We start from the raw sequence: 18,545 nt of genomic DNA, 5'->3' as shown, positions 1-18,545 counted from the left end.
TGACGTTTTTTTATAATGTAATGTTTGCTGTTTTTGATAAGAAATCTTCTGTCGGATAGTAGCTGTTTTTTACAAGAACATTTGGTCCAAGACATTTTACTGCAGGACAGTGACAGCTTAATGATTTTGCTGTTTTTGAAGCACTCCATTTGTCATATGCTTCTTGTAATGTGTTTGTTTGTATGTTTCCTAGAAGTGGAACATCACCAAAGTCCGTCACAATAATATTTCCATCGAAAATATTTACATTTAAACGAGAACGGCCATCTGGATCGTTACGAACGGTTACATTTTTGCTCTCTTGTAATTTTTTAAATGTGGCAATGTCTCGCTCGTCATCGCTACAAGCATAGAAAGGTAAAGTTCCAAATAACATCCATACATTTTCATCGCGAATTTCTAGTAAATGCTCAATCGCATCACGAATTTCAGCTTTTGTTAAAATCTCTAGATTACTCGCGAAGTCACTTGGATACATTGGGTGAACTTCATGACGTTTACAGCCCATCTCTTCGACGATTTGGCGGTGAATATGTTCAATATGTGGTAGAGTTCTTTTGTTTAACATTGTTTCGGCAGATACAAGTACACCTGCATCTGATAGAGCCTTACTATTTGTAATCATTCTTTCGAATAATTTTGCACGTTGTTCGTAAGTAGGTTTACGCTCCATCATTGCAAATCCGCCTTCAACGAAGTCATCAATTGTTCCCCAGTTATGAGAGATATGCAACACGTCTAAATAAGGAATAATTTGTTCGTAACGTGCTAAATCTATAGTTAAGTTAGAGTTGATTTGAGTGCGAACGCCTCGTTCATGGGCGTATTTTAAGAGTGGTGTTACATAGTTGTCGACGGATTTTTTTGAAAGCATAGGTTCTCCGCCAGTAATACTTAAAGAACGTAAATGAGGAATCTCATCTAATCGTTTTAATAAAAGATCCATCGGAAGCGGATTTGGGTCTTTCGGCTGTAACGTGTAACCAACAGCGCAATGCTCACAGCGCATATTGCATAACGTCGTCGTTGTAAATTCAACATTTGTTAATAGTAGTTTGCCGTACTCTTCAAGGTCCATATACGCTTCCCATGGATCGTAAGAAGGAGTAATCGGCTTCATTTTTTGTGATATCGTCATATGAAATACTCCTTTGACTATTGAAATAACAATTTGTCCATTCTCTATAATAGAAGAATATGTGCTTTTTATAAAGTGAAACTTTTTAGCATGAAAAGAGAGAGGGCTTACATTATAGTGGATGACTGTGACAAAATTGGTGAAATTTCATGCCCATAGCAATCATTTTTGCGGTATAATAAAAGCAACTCGAATTAAAAGGAGAGTGCCTTCATGGGAAAAGCAATTCAAGATAAAGATACACAATTAGTATATTTAAAAGAGCGTTTAAATATGTTCATTGAAGTAATTGATACAATTGAACCTGAAGAAGTAGAATTAGAAGATGTAGATCGTCTTCTTGCAATGTTAGATGAATTAGAATTAAAATGTGAGCAATTTAAAAAAGACGAATAATATATTAAAAAGGCTGCCAATTCCAATTTGGTAGCCTTTTTCTGTGCGGATAATAGAAGGACGATAGAAAAAGAGGTATAATCAAGTTGTGAAAAATTTCATTTATTCTTTAATAGCGTGAAACAAATAAAAAGCTAAAGAGCATAACAATGGAATTTTCAGCTCATAACGTTTTGGTAGCGTTCACAATTGAGGGGGAAGTAACAATGGAAAAGCTTCAAGAAAGCATGTATCAACTAATTGTTGAAACGTCAACGAACTTACCGAAAGATGTTCGTCGTGCGATTCAACAAGCGAAAGAGCGAGAAAATGTAGGGACTCGTTCTGCGATGGCACTTGGCACAATTACAAATAATATTAAAATGGCTGATGATAACATCTCACCGATTTGCCAAGATACAGGGATGCCAACGTTTAAAATTTATACACCAGTTGGTGTGAATCAATTAAAGTTGAAGGAAGCTATCTATAATGCGCTTGAGCGGGCGACAAAAGATGGTAAACTTCGTCCAAATTCTGTTGACTCTCTTTTTGGAGACAATAGTGGAAATAATTTAGGACCAGGTACACCGGTTATTAAGTTTGAACAATGGGAAAAAGATTATATTGATGCACGTTTAATCCTAAAAGGTGGTGGCTGTGAGAATAAAAATATTCAATATAGCTTACCGTGTGAACTAGAAGGACTTGGACGAGCTGGCCGTGATTTAGAAGGAATTCGTAAATGCCTTCTTCATGCAGTATACCAAGCACAAGGTCAAGGATGTAGTGCTGGTGTAATTGGTGTTGGTATCGGGGGAGACCGCACATCAGGTTATGAATTAGCAAAAAATCAATTATTCCGTACATTAGATGATGTCAATCCAGTACCAGAGTTACAACAACTTGAAGAGTACGTATTAGAAAATGCGAATAAGCTTGGCATTGGTACGATGGGATTTGGTGGAGAAACAACTTTACTGGGCTGTAAAATTGGCGTGTATAACCGCCTGCCAGCTAGCTTCTACGTATCTGTGGCGTATAATTGCTGGGCATATCGCCGCCTAGGTGTAACAATCCATCCTGAAACAGGTGAAATTATGGATTGGTTATATCAAGAAGGTGAAGATACACTTCAGCATGAAGCACAAGAAAAAACAGAGCAACGTGAGATTGTATTACAAGCACCAATTACAGAAGAGCAAATTCGTGGACTTCGCGTTGGTGATGTTGTAACAATTAATGGCATGATGTATACAGGTCGTGACGCAATCCATAAGCATTTAATGGATAATGATTGTCCAGTAGATTTAAACGAACAAATTATTTACCACTGTGGTCCAGTTGTTGTGAAAGATGACAATGACAATTGGCAAATTAAAGCGGCAGGTCCAACGACAAGTATTCGTGAAGAACCGTACCAAGGCGATATTATGAAGAAATTTGGTATTCGCGCTGTTATTGGAAAAGGCGGTATGGGTGCGAAAACATTAGCGGCTTTAGAAGAACACGGTGGCGTGTACTTAAACGCAATCGGCGGTGCCGCGCAATATTATGCTGAATGTATTAAAGAAGTGGAAGATGTTGATTTCTTACAATTTGGTATTCCAGAAGCAATGTGGCATTTACGCATTGAAGGTTTTAAAGCAGTTGTAACGATGGACTCTCATGGTAATAGTTTACATGCAGATGTTGATAAAACATCACTTGAAAAATTAGCGAGCTTTAAAGAGCCGGTATTTAAATAAACAAAAATGCATCTCGAATCTTTCGAGATGCATTTTTTGGTATATATAGAAAAACATGCACAGCATGAAAGTAAGTAAGGAAACAGAAACTACAGGTACGATTATATATGGAAAGGAGACTATTTATGAAATATAAATGGTTATATATCGGTCTCATTTTTTCAATTATGATGGCACTTGTTCCAGTTTCAACATTGGCTTATACAAATACTCCACATAACTGGGGAATCCCGCGTCCTAAAAATGAAACAGTACCAGATGCAGGAAAGTTATATACGGATTTACTGCAAAAAAATGGCGGGTTTTATTTAGGAGATACGAAGAAAAAAGATATTTATTTAACATTTGATAATGGATATGAGAATGGATACACAGGGAAAATCTTAGATGTATTAAAAGAGAAAAAAGTACCAGCAACTTTCTTTGTAACGGGGCATTACATTAAAACACAAAAAGATTTATTGTTAAGAATGAAGGATGAAGGACACATTATTGGAAATCATTCTTGGAGTCATCCTGATTTTACAGCGGTAAATGATGAGAAGCTTCGTGAAGAATTAACGAGTGTAACGGAAGAAATTAAAAAAGTAACTGGGCAAAAAGAAGTGAAATATGTACGTCCTCCGCGCGGCGTATTTAGTGAAAGAACGTTAGCTCTTACGAAAGAAATGGGCTACTATAATGTATTTTGGTCACTTGCATTTTTGGATTGGAAAGTGGATCAGCAAAGAGGATGGCAATATGCGCATAATAATGTTATGACGATGATTCACCCAGGATCTATTTTATTACTTCATGCAATATCAAAAGATAATGCAGAAGCACTTGCGAAAATCATTGATGATTTGCGCGAGAAAGGGTATCATTTTAAAAGTCTAGATGACTTAGTAAAAAGCAATCAACCGTAAGCATGTATGCTTACGGTTTTCTCATGCTATAATGATGTGTAAAAAGGATGGGGAAACGTATGTGGAGCGAACATGTTACGTTAGAGTATCCGTATCATTTTGAAGAAGTATTAAAACGTTTATCTTTTGATCCTCTTAACGTCATTCAATTAGATGAGAAAGTCATTTATATCCCGCTTTGCATAGAAGAGGAACAGGTTGTTGTTCGCTTACAAGGGATTGGTACTGTTCAAAATCCACAGTTTTGGATTTCTAGTCAGACAGGAGATCCGGAGAAAGTCATGAAACGAATGAGGGCCATTTTTCATTGGAATGAACCGTTTCAAGATATACAAAATCATTTTTTAAACACATCATTACGTCCACTATTTGAAACATATGCTTATACTCCAATTATTTTAGAATTTGATTATTTTGCTTGTCTTCTTCGCTGTATCATTCACCAACAAATAAATTTGAAATTTGCTACTGTGTTAACAGAACAATTTGTGAAACGGTATGGAACAGAGAAGAACGGTGTATTCTTTTTCCCCACTCCGGAAATAGTAGCAAATATTTCAATAGAAGAATTGAGAGAGCAGAAGTTTAGTCAGCGAAAGGCTGAATATATAGTAGGATTAGGTCGAAGTATTGTCAGTGGTACATTAAATTTAGCGAGTATAGAAACTGGGACGGAAGAAGAAGTTTCAGCACAATTGTTGCCAATTAGGGGAATTGGTGCATGGACAGTGCAAAACTTTTTAATGTTTGGGATTGGACGGAAAAATATGTTTCCGAAAGCGGACATTGGGATTCAGCGTGCAGTGCAAGGTATATTTCAATTAGATGATAAACCTGATGATGCATTTTTAGAAAAAGTGAAACAAGAGTGTGAACCATACTGCAGTTATGCAGCGTTATATTTATGGAAAAGTATAGAGTAGAGGTGTAATAATGATACAAAAGCAACATGAGAGTAAGTTGGAAGTTGGTCAAACGTTTCCTGTGACAATTAAACGTCTTGGGATTAACGGAGAAGGCGTTGGTTATTTTAAGAGACAAGTTGTTTTCATTCCAGGGGCATTACCAGGAGAAGAAGTTGTTGCAGAAACAACGAAAATTCAGCGTGGCTTCGCTGAAGCGAAAGTGAAAAAAGTTCGTAAAGCTTCACCGCATCGTGTGAAAGCACCGTGTCCAGTATATGAGGAGTGTGGCGGTTGTCAGCTGCAACATTTAGATTATAAAGAACAATTGAATCAAAAGCGTGATATCGTTGTACAAGCATTTGAGAAGTACATGAAAAACAGTATGGAAGAGAAAATTCGTCCAACGCTTGGCATGGAAAATCCATGGCATTACCGTAATAAGAGTCAATTACAAGTGGGGCGTAAAGACGAAAAGGTTATTACAGGGCTATATAAACAAAACTCACATCAGTTAATTGATATTGCTCACTGTATGATTCAACATAAAGCAACGAATGAAGCGACAAAAGTTGTAAGACGTATTTTAGAAAAATTAAATGTTTCTATTTACAATGAGAAAAAACAAAAAGGTTTAGTACGCACAATTGTAACACGTACTGCAGTTCAAACAGGGGAAGTACAAGTTACACTTATTACAACAAAAGAAGAATTACCAAATAAAGAACAATTTGTTGCAGAAGTACAAAAACAGATGCCAGCGGTTAAATCAATTATGCAAAATGTAAACTGGCGTAAAACATCTGTTATTTTTGGAGATAAAACATTTAAATTAGCTGGAAAAGAAGTAATTCAAGAAACACTTGGCGATTTATCATTTGAATTATCAGCACGTGCATTCTTCCAGTTAAATCCAGAACAAACAATTGTTTTATATGATGAAGCGAAAAAAGCAGCTGCGTTAACAGGCGATGAGAAAATTGTAGATGCGTATTGTGGTGTTGGTACAATCGGACTTTGGCTTGCGAACGATGCAGCGGAAGTACGTGGTATGGATGTAATTCCAGAAGCGATTGCAGATGCAAGAAAAAATGCGAAGCGTCACGGATTTACAAATACGAAATATGAAGCAGGTAAAGCTGAACAATGGTTACCGAAATGGGTAAAAGAAGGATGGCGTCCAGATGTAATTGTTGTCGATCCACCACGTACAGGTTGCGATGATAAATTACTGGAAACGATTTTAAAGGTGAAACCGAAACAAGTTGTGTACGTGTCTTGTAATCCTTCTTCATTAGCACGTGATGTACAAGCATTAATGAAGAGTTATGAAGTGGAGTATGTGCAACCAGTTGATATGTTCCCGCATACTGCGCATGTAGAAAATGTAGTTAGATTAAAGTTGAAATAAGAAGGATTAAAAATGTTGATGTAGTTAACTACATCAACATTTTTTGTTATGCTGGCAGCTAAATCACGTTACGTAATCAATATACATACTTTCTGTATGAAGTATATGAAATTATTTTCTGCATTTGAAAAGAATTTGTAAAAATATACAGTATTCAGATTGTATAGACCACTTTGTATTAATAAATTACAATATGGATGTAACATAGCAATTTTGCTATAGAAAATAAGCTGAAAGGGAGAAGATTTATGAAAAAATGGTTGGCATTGTTTGTTTTTGGGATGGTTTCTTTATTTGCAACTTCTGCACATGCGGAATCATATGAAACAACAAAAACATTAAAAGTATATGAAAGTCGTAGTTTTAATTCGCCTGTGAAAAAAGAACTGCAGCCAGGAGAAAGGGTTTATGTTACAAATCAACATCCTAGTGGATGGTGGAAGATAAGTGGTGGATTTATCGCACCAGAGGGCGCTAAAGTAGAAATTAATCGAACTTTTGAAGCTTTTGATTGGATTAATATGGACAGTGCGAAGTACGTATTTGGTCCTCAAACTGTTATTGCACGTGATGGTACACTAAGAGGTGAAATTTTGATTGATACATATTTGGGGCAGAAGTGGACAAGTGTAAATGGAATGCCACAAATAATGAAGCAGAATTTTGCAGCATACAGTAGCCCTGAAGCTAAAAATCCAGATGCTTGGTTCGCTCCACAAACGGTTAATATTTTGCAGACAAAAGAAAACGGTTGGTCTTTAATTAACACGTATTTAGGGCCAAAGTGGATTGTTCGTTATCCACACGTGGAACATATTAATCGTGATTTTTATGCATACAATGAACCTAAGTACATGCATCACGGTGTGAAATTCTCAGCCCAATCTGTAAGAGTACTTCAACAAGGAGAAAATGGTTGGAAGAAAATTAAGGTTGAGGTTGGAGAAAAATGGATTGCACCACAAGGATCTTATTACCATGTCCCAAATGTATTTACGGCATTTGATCAACCTTTCGGTAGAGCAATCGGTACTTTTGCACCACAAACTGTATTTGTAGTTGAAGAATCTACAACATCATTTGGTTGGTTAAAAATTAGAACATACTTAGGAGATTCCTGGATTCGAACGAATCGTAATTAGTAAATAGATTACTTTATTCCTTTTAGAATGAAGTAACAATATGTTATAGTTCCCTCATATGGAAAAGCTGTATGAGGGATTATATTTTTAGCCCATTAAGACAAGGAGAATACGATGAATAATTATAAATTAACGATTCAGTACGATGGTGCACGTTTTAAAGGATGGCAACGTCTTGGTAATAACGATAATACGATTCAAGGAAAAATCGAAAGTGTCATATCTGAAATGATCGGAAAAGAAATTGAAATTATCGGTTGTAGTAGAACGGACGCTGGTGTACATGCTTTGAATCAAGTTGCTAACTTTCAAAGTGATGAGAAGTTAGTGGAACATAAAGTGAAAAAATATTTAAATCAATATTTACCTAATGATATTAGCATTACGAATGTGGAAGAAGTACATGATCGTTTCCATGCTCGTTACAATTCTAAAGCAAAAACATATCTGTATAAAATTTGGAATGAAGAGCATACAAATCCATTTATGCGTAAATACAGCATGCATGTGAATAAAAAATTAAATGTGAAAAGCATGAAAGCAGCTGCAAAACATTTAGTTGGTTCACATGACTTTACTGCTTTTTCAAATGCGAAATCAAAGAAAAAATCTATGGTTCGAGAAGTATATACACTTGATGTGATGGAAGAGGCAGGATTTGTACAAATTAGAGTAAGTGGGAACGGATTCCTTCATAACATGGTAAGAAAAATTGTTGGGGCATTAATTGAAGTTGGATTAGGACAATTAGATGCTGAAGCAATTCCAAACATTTTAGAAGAAAAGCAGCGCAATCAAATTAATTGTCTTGCTGAGGCAAGTGGGTTGTATTTAGAGAATGTTGAGTTTTAATGGCAAATAAAAAAATCGGGCTAAGTAGCTCGATTTTTTTAGTATTACGAAGATTTCTCGTTTTTTATATGTAGCTTCAAATTCCAAAAAGCAGCAAGCATAATAGCTGCAAAGGAGCCCGAAATTGTTCCTAATAGCTTTGCATAAGGAGAGCTGCTTACATCGGAATTAATGAATAACATCATACAGAGCATGGCAGGGAAAAAGTATAAGTATTGTAATAACTTTAATTGTAACTACTCAGCCACCTTTCGGTGTCTTTTTTAAATTTTACTAGTTTCATATGCCTCCCATTTGTAAATACTGAGTATATCAAACAGGGGAGGTGAATCTTATGGTCGATCGAAAAATTATTTTAGATACATATAAAAAAGGACCTGAAGCTGTTATTTCTTTATTTGAAGAAACATTTTCTAAGTTAGAAAAACGTATACAAGAACTAGAAAATGCTTCAAAAAAAAACTCCAAAAATAGTCATAAGCCACCTTCTACAGATGGTTTGGGTAAGCCCGTTACAAAAAGTTTGCGCAAACCGTCTCATCGTCAAACGGGTGGCCAGTTGGGCCACAAGGGACATACTCTTGGTTTGACAGCGACTCCAGATCATACGATTACACATTCTCCTACATATTGTACTTGTTGTCATACTTCCTTGAACCACGAGCCTGTAAAAGGGTATCGCATTCGCCAAGTGTATGACTTACCACCTATTCAGATCGAAGTGACAGAACATAAAGTAGAACAGAAAGAATGCCCACATTGCCATTCTATCCAAGAAGCCCAATTTCCTTCGACAGTATCTCGTCCTGTTCAATATGGTCCAAATATAAAAAGACTGATTCCCTATTTAACGCATTATCAATGCATTTCTTTGAAGCGAACAAAAGAATTCTTTCAGGATTGTTTTGGACATTCTATAAGCGAAGGAACCCTGGTAAATCATACACAGGCTTTCGCTTCTCAATTGCAGCCATTCATAAAAGAAGTAAAGGAAAAGATTCTGCAGTCTCCTGTTGTCCATTTTGATGAAACTGGTATGCGTGTAGAAAACAAAACACAATGGTTACATACTGCCAGTACACCGGAGGTGACATTGCAACATATTCATCAAAAACGTGGAAAAGAAGCAATGGATGCTGGAGAAATCTTGCCATCTTTTTCTGGAATTGCGATGCATGATGGTTGGAAATCGTATGATGCGTATACAGATTGTCGTCACGTTTTATGTAATGCCCATCTCTTACGAGATTTACAAGGAATTATAGATAGTACTGGAGAACAATGGGCACAACAGATGCAGAAATTTCTAACGCAAGCGTTGACGATGAAAAAGCAATCCGAAGGTACCATGCCAAAAGCGACGCAAAAGAATCTGTTTATTATGTATCAATCCATATTGAAAGAACAACAGATTCTTTCCACGAAACAAAAGAAGAAAGGAAAGCAGACGCCTTCTCAAAATTTATGGAATCGCTTCGTCAAGTATTCTGACAGAATTCTAGCGTTTTTAGAACATCCAGCCATTCCATTTGATAACAATCAAGCAGAACGGGATATTCGGATGACGAAAGTAAAACAGAAAGTGTCTGGGACTTTCCGAAGTAAGAAAGGCGCAGAATCTTTTTGTCAGATACGAAGCTTTATGAGTACCATGAAAAAACAAAAACAATCGGTCTTACAAGCGATAAACCAAGTCATAGAAACTAGAACGGTTCCTTGGAATAACACGACTTCATAAGAGAATTTCTCTATTTGGCATAGATTCTTTCTCTGATTGGAGTATTTTCTTTTCATGTTTTCGAATCGGAAACATGTATTTGGCCTGTTTTTTTATTTGAAGAAGCTGAGTAGTTACCTTTAATTTTTTATCATTACTCATATATATAACCCCTTTCTAGCATGTTATATGTTCATTGTAACATGTTTTACCAAATTATTTTTTGCATTTGGAGAAATGTTCATTTCATATGTGTAAATGCAGTTTTTTAATTCGATATTGTAAATTTTGTCTACTTAATCCTAAAAATTTTGCAGCTTGTGAGATGTTACCGTGATTCTCTTTAAGAATTTGATTGATGTAGTTTTTTTCCATTTTTTCTATTGTGTGTTTTAAAGTTTTAGGTGCATCAGTATTGTGATTAGTTAGTGTATGCTGCATGTTGAATTCTTTTTTTATTTGTTCGCGAAAGCGAGTAGGAAGATGAAAAGCTGTAATGATGGTTTCATCTTCTATCAAGTTCATGGAACCTTCAATTATATGTTCCAATTCCCGTACGTTTCCAGGCCAATCGTATGCATAGAAAAATTCACTTACATTTACATCTACATCGGTTACGTTGAGCACGAATTGAGTATTATATTTTTTAATAAAGTGCTGAACAAGAGCTGGAATATCTTCTTTTCTTTCCCGTAAAGGCGGAAGACATAAAGTAACGACGCTTAATCGGTAATATAAGTCTTCTCTTAATCGATCATGTGCGATGGCTTCGAAGGGATCTTCATTAATAGTTGCTATAATACGAACATCAATTTCTTTTTCGTGTGTACCTCCGATTCTTCTTATTGTTTTTTCTTGTATAGCCCGTAGCAACTTAGCTTGAAGAATTGGGCTTAATGAATTGATTTCATCTAATAACAAAGTTCCTCCGTTTGATTCTTCGAATAAACCTGGTTTATCTATTGCTCCTGTAAAGGCACCTCGATTTGTACCAAATAATAGGCTTTCCATTAAGGTATCAGGTATAGCGGCACAGTTTTGTGAAATAAAAGGTTTTGTTGAACGCTGACTTTCATTATGGATGCTTTGTGCAAATAGTTCCTTACCAGTACCTGTTTCTCCTACGAGAAGTATGGAGGAAGATGTACGAATTACTCTTTTTCCTTCTGTAATGATGGATTGAATTGCTTCAGAATCACCAATTATGTGATCAAAGGTAAATTTAGTGCTTTGTTTTCGAGAAGGGCCTATTCTTATTGTTTGCTTTAAGTGACTGATCTCTTTTGATATTTCAATGGCACCTTTAATTTTTCCATTTTCTATTATAGGGAAAGTATCGTTAATCGTTGTAATTTCTTGTCCTTTATTGTTAAAATACGTTTGTTTTATATTTTTCTTTGTTTTTCCAAATTTTAATGCCTCTATAAGAGTACTATTTTTATTTTCTTCAAATGCAAATACCTCTAAAGGACTTTTATATAGCACATCTAAGCGATCCATTGATTCAATTTCCATCATTTTGCGGTTATAGACAATCGTTTTACTTTCCTCATTAATAATATGAATCCCGATATCGAGTTCATTGAGTAAAGTTTCATATAGCATATTCATTTCAATGATCTGTTTAAAATTAATGTCTTCTGTACGCATAGATTATCTTCTCCTCATTTCACCCTATGAAGACTGACTTTTTATAATTTTATTAAAATTCTTATAAAACCGCAAAATTTTTTTGCTATTTTCCTTTTAAAACTTCTCAAATGATAGAAAAATTTTGCGGTTGTGCACGCTTTTTTGTGTGAAACTCTCATTTAATATATGAATCAGAGACTTGGTACGTATTTTGCATAAATAATATTCGAAATCTCTAGAGGGGAGAATATGAATTTTTATAGGATATACAACGTTGCGGTGTCAATTAATAAGAGGGGGAATTTATAAAGTGAAGACAGTTATAGAAGGTGTGTATAGTCCTTGTTATGGAAAAGTAGAGAAGTTATTTGTTACGGAAAGTTCTTACGTATACGAGTGGGAGAAATTAGCGTTAATTGAAACAATAGATAAACAGAAAGTAGAAATTAAGATAGGGATCAGTGGTTATATTGAATCATTAGAAGTAGTAGAAGGACAAGCTATTGCTGATCAAAAGTTATTAATAACAGTAAGGGATGACCTTTTAGTAACAGGCAGTGATTAATGTAAGTGACGTGTAATTTTGCTCTTTTAACTCATTATTTTTACGGTGAATAATTTTAAAAACGCTTACATTAAATGGGTTGGCAAAGTGAAAAGACCTGCGGTAGTATGTCAACTGAAAAATAATATATTTTGAAGTTATCAAAGGACAAATTGCTTAAAAAAGACATCACGAAACTAGACCAGCACCGCATGTAAAATACTGGAATTGATTGAAAGGTAGCGATGACAAGTTTTATGTCACACTTTCACACACCTTTCAGGCGTAAAGAGTTGGTGATTACGTAGTAGCGCATCCACCAATCGCACAAATTTTCTTGCGGTTAGAACGAGTGCACGTTTGTGTTGATGTTTTGGTACTTCATTATACTTTTTTGCGTAATATTCTTGGTATTCCAATACATGCTTTCTTACAGAGTTGGCGGCTTCAACTAAGTAATACCGCAAGTAATGATTCCCATTACGAGATAATGAAGTATTTTCAGCGGTGAACCGGCCAGACTGGTATGTACGCCAATATAACCCGGCATATTTTGCGATTTTGGTTTCATCGTCAAATCTTTCGATTTGGCCAATTTCAGCGATAATACCAGCGGCATATATAGGCCCGATTCCAGGAATGGATTCTAATGTTTGCGTTAATCCAGCCATGATCCGCTTAATAGATTTTTCTAGTTCTTTAATTTGTCTTTGATAGGTACGAATGATTTCGATTGATGTTCCTAAAAGAATATCGATTGAGTCTTCTACCACCTTATCTAAACGGTACGACGTGCGAACAGCCTTTTGAATGGTTGATGCGACACATTTCGGGTCACCAAATCGATTTTTACTCTTTTCCTGTAGGAACTCAGCGAGTTCCTCTAAAGGCATGTCAGCTAGCTCTTCTAGACTGAATTTTTCAAGGAACAATTCCATCATGGCGTTACCAAATATAGAAGAATCGACTTCTTGTGAGAACGTATTACATTTATAACTTAGGTGTTGTAGAAAATGTTGTTTCTCCTTTGTCAACATTCTAACGAGTTGATAACGAGCTCTTGTTAATTGCTGTAATGCCACGTATTGACTTTCTTTCACGATGGACATTTGATTTCGCCCAAATCGTAAATAATCAGCGATGACAAAGGCATCAATTTCGTCAGTCTTATTCATGTCTGAATAACTTTTCTTGAAGTTTGCGACTTGTTTTGGATTTAGAAGAAATACCTTTGTGCCAAATCTTTTTAAGTCTTCGTCATGATGGAGAAACATGGATGGGTGAAAACTGTAAACAGATGTAGATTCTAAGCCGATTTTTAAAGTTTCAACCTCTTGATTGGTTGTGCACTGTAATAATCGTTCTTTAAGTACCTGTGCACCTGGTAAGTCATTACTGACTGAAAAAGAATCTAGCTTTTCTCCTTCACCATTTAAAAAGCAAACTTTCATATCAAACGAACTTACATCTAGACCAACAAATAATCTCACGTAAGAGACCTCCTTTCGATTTAGAATCATTGCTTGGACGTCTCGAGATATCTCTAGTGTGTACGCCGACCAACAACCTCGTGTATAAGAGCTAGTCCTGAATCGAAAGCCGCCCTAGAGCTACTAACATCTAGGTTCGAGGATCAGGCTGCTCAGCCTGCGAGTAGGGAGCCCCGCGCGTTCACTGAGAAACACTCTTTTCGTGTGGTAAATCCACAGGGGAATACAGAATTGTCCCAAATGATCCTAAGACCATTATCTAGAAATATCTTGAGACGTCCAAGTATTTTCTTTATTACTGGACTCTTATTAGAGAGAAAAACTAAGCCTGAGATAGGGCTTAAATATTAATATACGAGGGGGATTTATATGATGGATCAAAACCAAGGATTAAAAAGAGAATTGAAAAGCAGGCACATATTTATGATTGCACTCGGTGGAGTTATTGGTACAGGACTTTTTTTAGGGTCAGGTTATACGATTCATGAAGCTGGACCTGGAGGAGCAATTGTAGCGTATCTTGTCGGTGGATTTGTAATGTATTTAACGATGCTCTGTTTAGGAGAATTAGCTGTTGCGATGCCTGACGCAGGGTCTTATCAAACGTATGCGACAAAGCACATTTCCCCTGCAGCGGGTTATGTAGTGGGATGGATGTCGTGGTTAAACTGGTCTGCTACGATAGGCATTGAATTAATTGCAGTTAGTATTTTGATGAAACGCTGGTTTCCCGATGTACCGTCATGGATTTGGTGTGTAGTGTTCGCAGTACTGCTCTTTGCTATTAATGCGTTATCTTCAAGAAGTTTTGCGGAAGTGGAATTTTGGTTTGCAAGTATTAAAGTAATTACAATTATTGCATTTATTATTTTGGGCGGGGCAGCAATGTTTGGTTTTCTAGATATGAAAGGAAATGAACCAGCGCCAATGTTCTCTAGCTTTACTGATTATGGTGGATTGTTTCCAAATGGATTATCAGCCATTTTAATTACAATGATTGCAGTTAATTTTTCTTTCCAAGGAACAGAATTAGTTGGTATTGCAGCAGGTGAGAGTGAAAATCCAGAGAAAACGATCCCGAAGGCAATTAACAATACAGTTTGGCGTATACTTGTTTTCTTTGTACTATCTATTTTTATTCTTGCTGGACTATTCCCTTGGCAGCAAGCAGGAGTAATAGAAAGTCCATTCGTAGTTGTATTTGATAAAATTGGTATTCCTTATGCAGCAGATATTATAAATTTCGTTATTATTACAGCAGTACTATCCGTTGCGAATTCAGGATTATATGCAACTTCGCGTATGCTATGGTCTATGTCTAATCAAGGAATGATTAGTCCAATTTTTGGCAAGTTATCTAAAAACGGTGTTCCTATTTATGCATTAATCGTAAGCACAATTGTAGGGTGTCTCTCACTACTATCAGGTATTTATGCGGAAGATACAGTTTATTTATGGCTGCTTTCTATCGCTGGGTTCGGAGCGATACTAGTTTGGGCATCTATTGCTTTATCAAATTTATTAGCTAGAAGGTCATACATGAAGCGGGGCGGGGATGTTAAGGACTTGAAATTTAAAACACCATTGTATCCATTTGTACCACTTCTTGCGTTAGTATTAAATTTAACAGTAATCGTTGGCATGGCCTTTATTCCAGAACAAAGAATGGCATTGTATTGTGGTATTCCATTTATGATTGTTTGTTTACTGTTTTATCGTGCTACAAGAAATAAGGGAAGTAATGTGGAGCATATTGAAAAGACAAATACAACGGAAGTAGAGAATTTATAATAGTGATTAATTAGGAGACTGTAAAATTGTAAACAGTCTCTTTTTTTGTGAAAATAAAGCTGGAAACATACTATGTATGCAAAGGGGAATTAGCGATGAATCCAGAAGTTTCGCAGTTGTTAAAACAAATAGATTCAAGGAAAGAGGAATTACTAGAACTTACAAAAACTTTAATTCGTTTTGAAACACCAGCACCACCAGCGAGAAATACAAATGAAGCGCAAGAATTTATTGCAGAGTTTTTAAGAAAACGAAATTTTAGTATTGATAAATGGGATGTATATCGGAATGATCCGAACGTTGTTGGAGTAAAAAAAGGAATAAAAAGTGACTCATATAAAAGTCTTATTATTAATGGGCATATGGATGTAGCTGAAGTTTCAGCAGATGAGGCGTGGGAAACAAATCCATTTAATCCATTTATAAAAGATGGCTGGTTAGTTGGACGTGGCGCAGCAGATATGAAAGGTGGGTTGGCTGGAGCGCTATTTGCCATTCAACTTTTACAAGAAGCTGGTATTGAATTACCTGGAGATTTAACTTTTCAATCAGTAATTGGAGAAGAAGTTGGAGAAGCAGGTACACTTCAATGCTGCAAAAGGGGTTACGATGCTGATTTTGCAGTCGTAGTGGATACGAGTGATTTACATATGCAAGGGCAAGGCGGTGTCATTACTGGATGGATTACAGTGAAAAGTCCGCAAACGTTTCATGATGCAACGCGTAGACAAATGATCCATGCTGGAGGACGTTTATTTGGAGCGAGTGCGATTGAAAAAATGATGAAAATTGTGCAAAGCTTACAAGAATTAGAGCGCCACTGGGCAGTCATGAAAACATATGAAGGCTATCCATCTGGAACAACAACAATTAATCCAGCTGTTATTGAGGGAGGAAGGCATGCGGCGTTCATTGCGGATGAGTGCCGATTGTGGATAACAGTGCACTTCTATCCGAATGAAACACATGAACAAATAATAAACGAAATTGAAGAGTATATTGGAAAGGTGGCAGCTGCCGATCCATGGTTAAGTGAAAATCCGCCACAATTTAAGTGGGGCGGAGAATCAATGATTGTAGATCGTGGTGAAATTTTTCCTTCTTTAGAAATAGATAGTGAACATACAGCTGTAAAAACGCTTAGCTCAGTACATGAATCAATTCTGTCTAAAAACGCAATTTTAGATATGTCTGCAACGGTAACGGATGGTGGTTGGTTTAGTGAATTTCATATTCCGGCTGTTATTTACGGACCAGGCACATTAGAGGAAGCTCATTCAATAAATGAGAAAGTAGAAGTAGAGCAGTTAATTGAATTTACAAAAGTAATAACAGCATTTATATATGAATGGTGTCATATGAAAAAATAGATTAGTATGTTGAAATAGTACAGGTATGTATACTTGTACTATTTTTTAGTGAACTATTTCAGAGTTAAATAGAAACAACTGAAATAGTTCTTTATTTTGCTATGTCTTTCGTTTCATTTCAAGTAATTTCTCTTTTGCTAATTCAACGGCAATCGCATCATCTAAATAGCCAATTGGAAAGAGATAGTCGGGAATAATATCTGTCGATAAAATGAAATAAAGTAATGCGCTCCCAAGAACTGCACGTTCTTCTTTTGAAATGGTTTCATTGCAAAATTGTTGATACATATCTGTTAATTGTTCAATAAAAGGACCAGCACTATCAATTTGCTCTAATTTGCTTGCGAAACTGTCACGAATACGATTTTCGCCTTCTGTTGTCTGGGCATAGCGTTCGTAATTTTCGAGTTCTTGTTTTACGCGAGTTGTAGTGTAATCGAAATCGAATAAGTTAGAGGATTGTAAAGTTTGCTGAATGGTATCAAGAGATGTGTACATATCCGTTTTTTCTTTATTTATGTGAGGAGAATCAGGGTACATTTCATCAAATAACAATTGGGGTGGAACTTGAAGACATTCTGCAAATTTTTGTAGATGTTTTTGTTTCGGCGGTTGTTTGCCATTAATAATTCTTGAGACCGTTGCAGGATCAATATTTGTAAGTATTCCTAGTTGGCGCATAGATAGGGCGCGTTCTTTTAAAAGTTTTTTTATTAATTTACCAAGCCGATCATTCGGGTTTTCATTAGCCATAGTGTAGGCACTCCTTTTTTAGTGTTGAAAAAATGTTGAGCATTTATTACAAGTATATGAAACAGACAGGCACAGTTGCTCAACATTTTCATAATATGCATTGAAAAGTGAGAAAAAGGGGTGACTATTTATGAGTACGGCAGGCTTATTTTCAATTTTTTTAATCGGGATCGCTTCTAATTTAGATAATGCAGGTGTTGGAATTGCGTATGGCATTCGTAAAATTCGTATTTCGTGGTTTAACAATTTTATCATCGCATTCTTTGGATTTTTATTTACTTTATTAGCGGGATTTTTTGGGAACTGGATTGCGTTATTTATTTCAGAGTTTACAGCAAACTTGATTGGAGCAATCGTTTTAGGGATAATCGGGGTGTTTATTTTATGCCAGCCTTTCTTGAGTCAAAAAAATACAGCAGGTTCTAAAGATGATAATGTACTTATGGGAATTTTACGTGATCCAGAAAAAGCAGATTTCGATGGATCTAAAACAATTAGTTTTTCTGAAGCACTTGTTTTAGGGGTTGCATTGTCTATTAATAATATCGCAGGTGGGTTCGATGCTGGAGTAACAAATTTAAACCTTTGGCTTACAGCGACTATTTCTGGGGTGTTTAGTTTTATTTGCATAAGTGGTTTTGGGTATGTAGGAAAACGATATTTAGCAGAATACTTAGGGAAATGGGCGACGGTTATTGCAGGAGTGTTATTAATTCTTATTGGGATTGATCAGTTGTTGTAAGGAGAGTAGAAAACAAGGTTCGAGTATTTC

Annotated in this window: 17 protein-coding genes and 1 pseudogene; 12 read left to right on the top strand and 6 right to left on the bottom strand. The window is 36.0% G+C overall.

The window, feature by feature from the left end; translation table 11 throughout:
- Positions 1-10: 10 nt before the first annotated feature.
- Positions 11-1,138, bottom strand: a complete 1,128-nt coding sequence (gene yfkAB, locus MHI28_RS15505; RefSeq protein ID WP_000156022.1) for a radical SAM/CxCxxxxC motif protein YfkAB — start codon at positions 1,136-1,138, stop codon at positions 11-13.
- 213 nt (positions 1,139-1,351) lie between these two features.
- Between yfkAB and MHI28_RS15500 the strand changes: the two genes are divergently transcribed.
- The 7 genes from MHI28_RS15500 (at position 1,352) to truA (ending at position 8,476) form a co-directional block, all read left to right on the top strand.
- Complete coding sequence (locus tag MHI28_RS15500) at positions 1,352-1,534, top strand: SE1561 family protein (RefSeq protein ID WP_000513558.1); 183 nt, start codon at positions 1,352-1,354, stop codon at positions 1,532-1,534.
- A 206-nt stretch (positions 1,535-1,740) separates the two neighbouring features.
- Entirely contained in the window at positions 1,741-3,261 is a 1,521-nt protein-coding gene (fumA, locus tag MHI28_RS15495; RefSeq protein WP_340828070.1) for a class I fumarate hydratase, read from the top strand.
- A 125-nt stretch (positions 3,262-3,386) separates the two neighbouring features.
- Entirely contained in the window at positions 3,387-4,169 is a 783-nt protein-coding gene (gene pdaA, locus MHI28_RS15490) for a delta-lactam-biosynthetic de-N-acetylase (RefSeq protein ID WP_000875970.1), read from the top strand.
- Positions 4,170-4,228: 59 nt separating this feature from the next.
- Positions 4,229-5,092, top strand: a complete 864-nt coding sequence (locus MHI28_RS15485) for a DNA-3-methyladenine glycosylase family protein (protein ID WP_000269427.1) — start codon at positions 4,229-4,231, stop codon at positions 5,090-5,092.
- A gap of 10 nt (positions 5,093-5,102) precedes the next feature.
- A complete protein-coding gene (rlmD, locus tag MHI28_RS15480) occupies positions 5,103-6,482 on the top strand; it encodes a 23S rRNA (uracil(1939)-C(5))-methyltransferase RlmD (RefSeq protein ID WP_000615212.1) in 1,380 nt (459 codons plus the stop codon).
- A gap of 248 nt (positions 6,483-6,730) precedes the next feature.
- Entirely contained in the window at positions 6,731-7,624 is an 894-nt protein-coding gene (locus MHI28_RS15475) for a hypothetical protein (RefSeq protein ID WP_000758929.1), read from the top strand.
- A 114-nt stretch (positions 7,625-7,738) separates the two neighbouring features.
- Positions 7,739-8,476 carry a tRNA pseudouridine(38-40) synthase TruA gene (gene truA / locus MHI28_RS15470; RefSeq protein ID WP_001067298.1) on the top strand — a complete coding sequence of 246 codons (738 nt, stop codon included), beginning with the start codon at positions 7,739-7,741 and terminating at the stop codon, positions 8,474-8,476.
- 44 nt (positions 8,477-8,520) lie between these two features.
- On the opposite strand, the pseudogene MHI28_RS15465 reads toward truA, so the two are convergent.
- A pseudogene (locus tag MHI28_RS15465) lies at positions 8,521-8,709 on the bottom strand (hypothetical protein); the annotation flags it as partial.
- A gap of 101 nt (positions 8,710-8,810) precedes the next feature.
- On the opposite strand from MHI28_RS15465, the gene tnpC reads away from it, so the two are divergent.
- Positions 8,811-10,214, top strand: coding sequence for an IS66 family transposase (gene tnpC, locus MHI28_RS15460; protein ID WP_100910632.1), 1,404 nt, complete (start codon positions 8,811-8,813; stop codon positions 10,212-10,214).
- Here the strand turns inward: tnpC and MHI28_RS15455 are convergent.
- Together MHI28_RS15455 and MHI28_RS15450 are read right to left on the bottom strand one after the other, a co-directional pair.
- Positions 10,209-10,355 carry a hypothetical protein gene (locus tag MHI28_RS15455; protein WP_340828069.1) on the bottom strand — a complete coding sequence of 49 codons (147 nt, stop codon included), beginning with the start codon at positions 10,353-10,355 and terminating at the stop codon, positions 10,209-10,211. The two genes, tnpC and MHI28_RS15455, sit on opposite strands and share 6 nt — an antisense overlap.
- A gap of 84 nt (positions 10,356-10,439) precedes the next feature.
- Positions 10,440-11,843: a sigma-54 interaction domain-containing protein gene (locus MHI28_RS15450; RefSeq protein ID WP_001258425.1), complete on the bottom strand. Its 1,404-nt coding sequence runs from the start codon at positions 11,841-11,843 to the stop codon at positions 10,440-10,442.
- Between the two features lie 292 nt (positions 11,844-12,135).
- Between MHI28_RS15450 and MHI28_RS15445 the strand changes: the two genes are divergently transcribed.
- Positions 12,136-12,390, top strand: a complete 255-nt coding sequence (locus MHI28_RS15445; RefSeq protein WP_000859489.1) for a biotin/lipoyl-containing protein — start codon at positions 12,136-12,138, stop codon at positions 12,388-12,390.
- A gap of 239 nt (positions 12,391-12,629) precedes the next feature.
- On the opposite strand, the gene MHI28_RS15440 is transcribed toward MHI28_RS15445, so the two are convergent.
- Positions 12,630-13,859, bottom strand: a complete 1,230-nt coding sequence (locus tag MHI28_RS15440) for an IS110 family transposase (RefSeq protein ID WP_100909797.1) — start codon at positions 13,857-13,859, stop codon at positions 12,630-12,632.
- 369 nt (positions 13,860-14,228) lie between these two features.
- Here MHI28_RS15440 and MHI28_RS15435 point away from each other — a divergent pair, with 369 nt between their 5' ends.
- A complete protein-coding gene (locus tag MHI28_RS15435) occupies positions 14,229-15,650 on the top strand; it encodes an amino acid permease (protein WP_000969252.1) in 1,422 nt (473 codons plus the stop codon).
- 95 nt (positions 15,651-15,745) lie between these two features.
- On the top strand, positions 15,746-17,020 hold the full coding sequence (locus MHI28_RS15430; RefSeq protein WP_001067752.1) for an acetylornithine deacetylase: 1,275 nt from the start codon (positions 15,746-15,748) through the stop codon (positions 17,018-17,020).
- Between the two features lie 99 nt (positions 17,021-17,119).
- On the opposite strand, the gene MHI28_RS15425 is transcribed toward MHI28_RS15430, so the two are convergent.
- A complete protein-coding gene (locus MHI28_RS15425) occupies positions 17,120-17,773 on the bottom strand; it encodes a DUF1232 domain-containing protein (RefSeq protein WP_001262777.1) in 654 nt (217 codons plus the stop codon).
- A 130-nt stretch (positions 17,774-17,903) separates the two neighbouring features.
- Between MHI28_RS15425 and ytaF the strand changes: the two genes are divergently transcribed.
- On the top strand, positions 17,904-18,515 hold the full coding sequence (gene ytaF / locus MHI28_RS15420) for a sporulation membrane protein YtaF (protein WP_000100730.1): 612 nt from the start codon (positions 17,904-17,906) through the stop codon (positions 18,513-18,515).
- The last annotated feature ends 30 nt before the right edge of the window (positions 18,516-18,545 follow it).

It is taken from the genome of Bacillus sp. FSL K6-0268, assembly GCF_038005425.1.
GTDB classification, from domain to species: domain Bacteria; phylum Bacillota; class Bacilli; order Bacillales; family Bacillaceae_G; genus Bacillus_A; species Bacillus_A thuringiensis_S.
This window is presented reverse-complemented; position numbering and strand designations above follow the sequence as displayed.

Coding starts and splice junctions, on each gene's coding strand:
- truA (WP_001067298.1), top strand. CDS start 7,739: ATGAATAATTATAAATTAACGATTCAGTACGATGGTGCACGTTTTAAA.
- pdaA (WP_000875970.1), top strand. CDS start 3,387: ATGAAATATAAATGGTTATATATCGGTCTCATTTTTTCAATTATGATG.
- MHI28_RS15455 (WP_340828069.1), bottom strand. CDS start 10,355: ATGAGTAATGATAAAAAATTAAAGGTAACTACTCAGCTTCTTCAAATA.
- MHI28_RS15485 (WP_000269427.1), top strand. CDS start 4,229: ATGTGGAGCGAACATGTTACGTTAGAGTATCCGTATCATTTTGAAGAA.
- MHI28_RS15425 (WP_001262777.1), bottom strand. CDS start 17,773: ATGGCTAATGAAAACCCGAATGATCGGCTTGGTAAATTAATAAAAAAA.
- MHI28_RS15500 (WP_000513558.1), top strand. CDS start 1,352: ATGGGAAAAGCAATTCAAGATAAAGATACACAATTAGTATATTTAAAA.
- tnpC (WP_100910632.1), top strand. CDS start 8,811: ATGGTCGATCGAAAAATTATTTTAGATACATATAAAAAAGGACCTGAA.
- MHI28_RS15475 (WP_000758929.1), top strand. CDS start 6,731: ATGAAAAAATGGTTGGCATTGTTTGTTTTTGGGATGGTTTCTTTATTT.
- MHI28_RS15450 (WP_001258425.1), bottom strand. CDS start 11,843: ATGCGTACAGAAGACATTAATTTTAAACAGATCATTGAAATGAATATG.
- yfkAB (WP_000156022.1), bottom strand. CDS start 1,138: ATGACGATATCACAAAAAATGAAGCCGATTACTCCTTCTTACGATCCA.
- rlmD (WP_000615212.1), top strand. CDS start 5,103: ATGATACAAAAGCAACATGAGAGTAAGTTGGAAGTTGGTCAAACGTTT.
- ytaF (WP_000100730.1), top strand. CDS start 17,904: ATGAGTACGGCAGGCTTATTTTCAATTTTTTTAATCGGGATCGCTTCT.
- MHI28_RS15435 (WP_000969252.1), top strand. CDS start 14,229: ATGATGGATCAAAACCAAGGATTAAAAAGAGAATTGAAAAGCAGGCAC.
- MHI28_RS15430 (WP_001067752.1), top strand. CDS start 15,746: ATGAATCCAGAAGTTTCGCAGTTGTTAAAACAAATAGATTCAAGGAAA.
- fumA (WP_340828070.1), top strand. CDS start 1,741: ATGGAAAAGCTTCAAGAAAGCATGTATCAACTAATTGTTGAAACGTCA.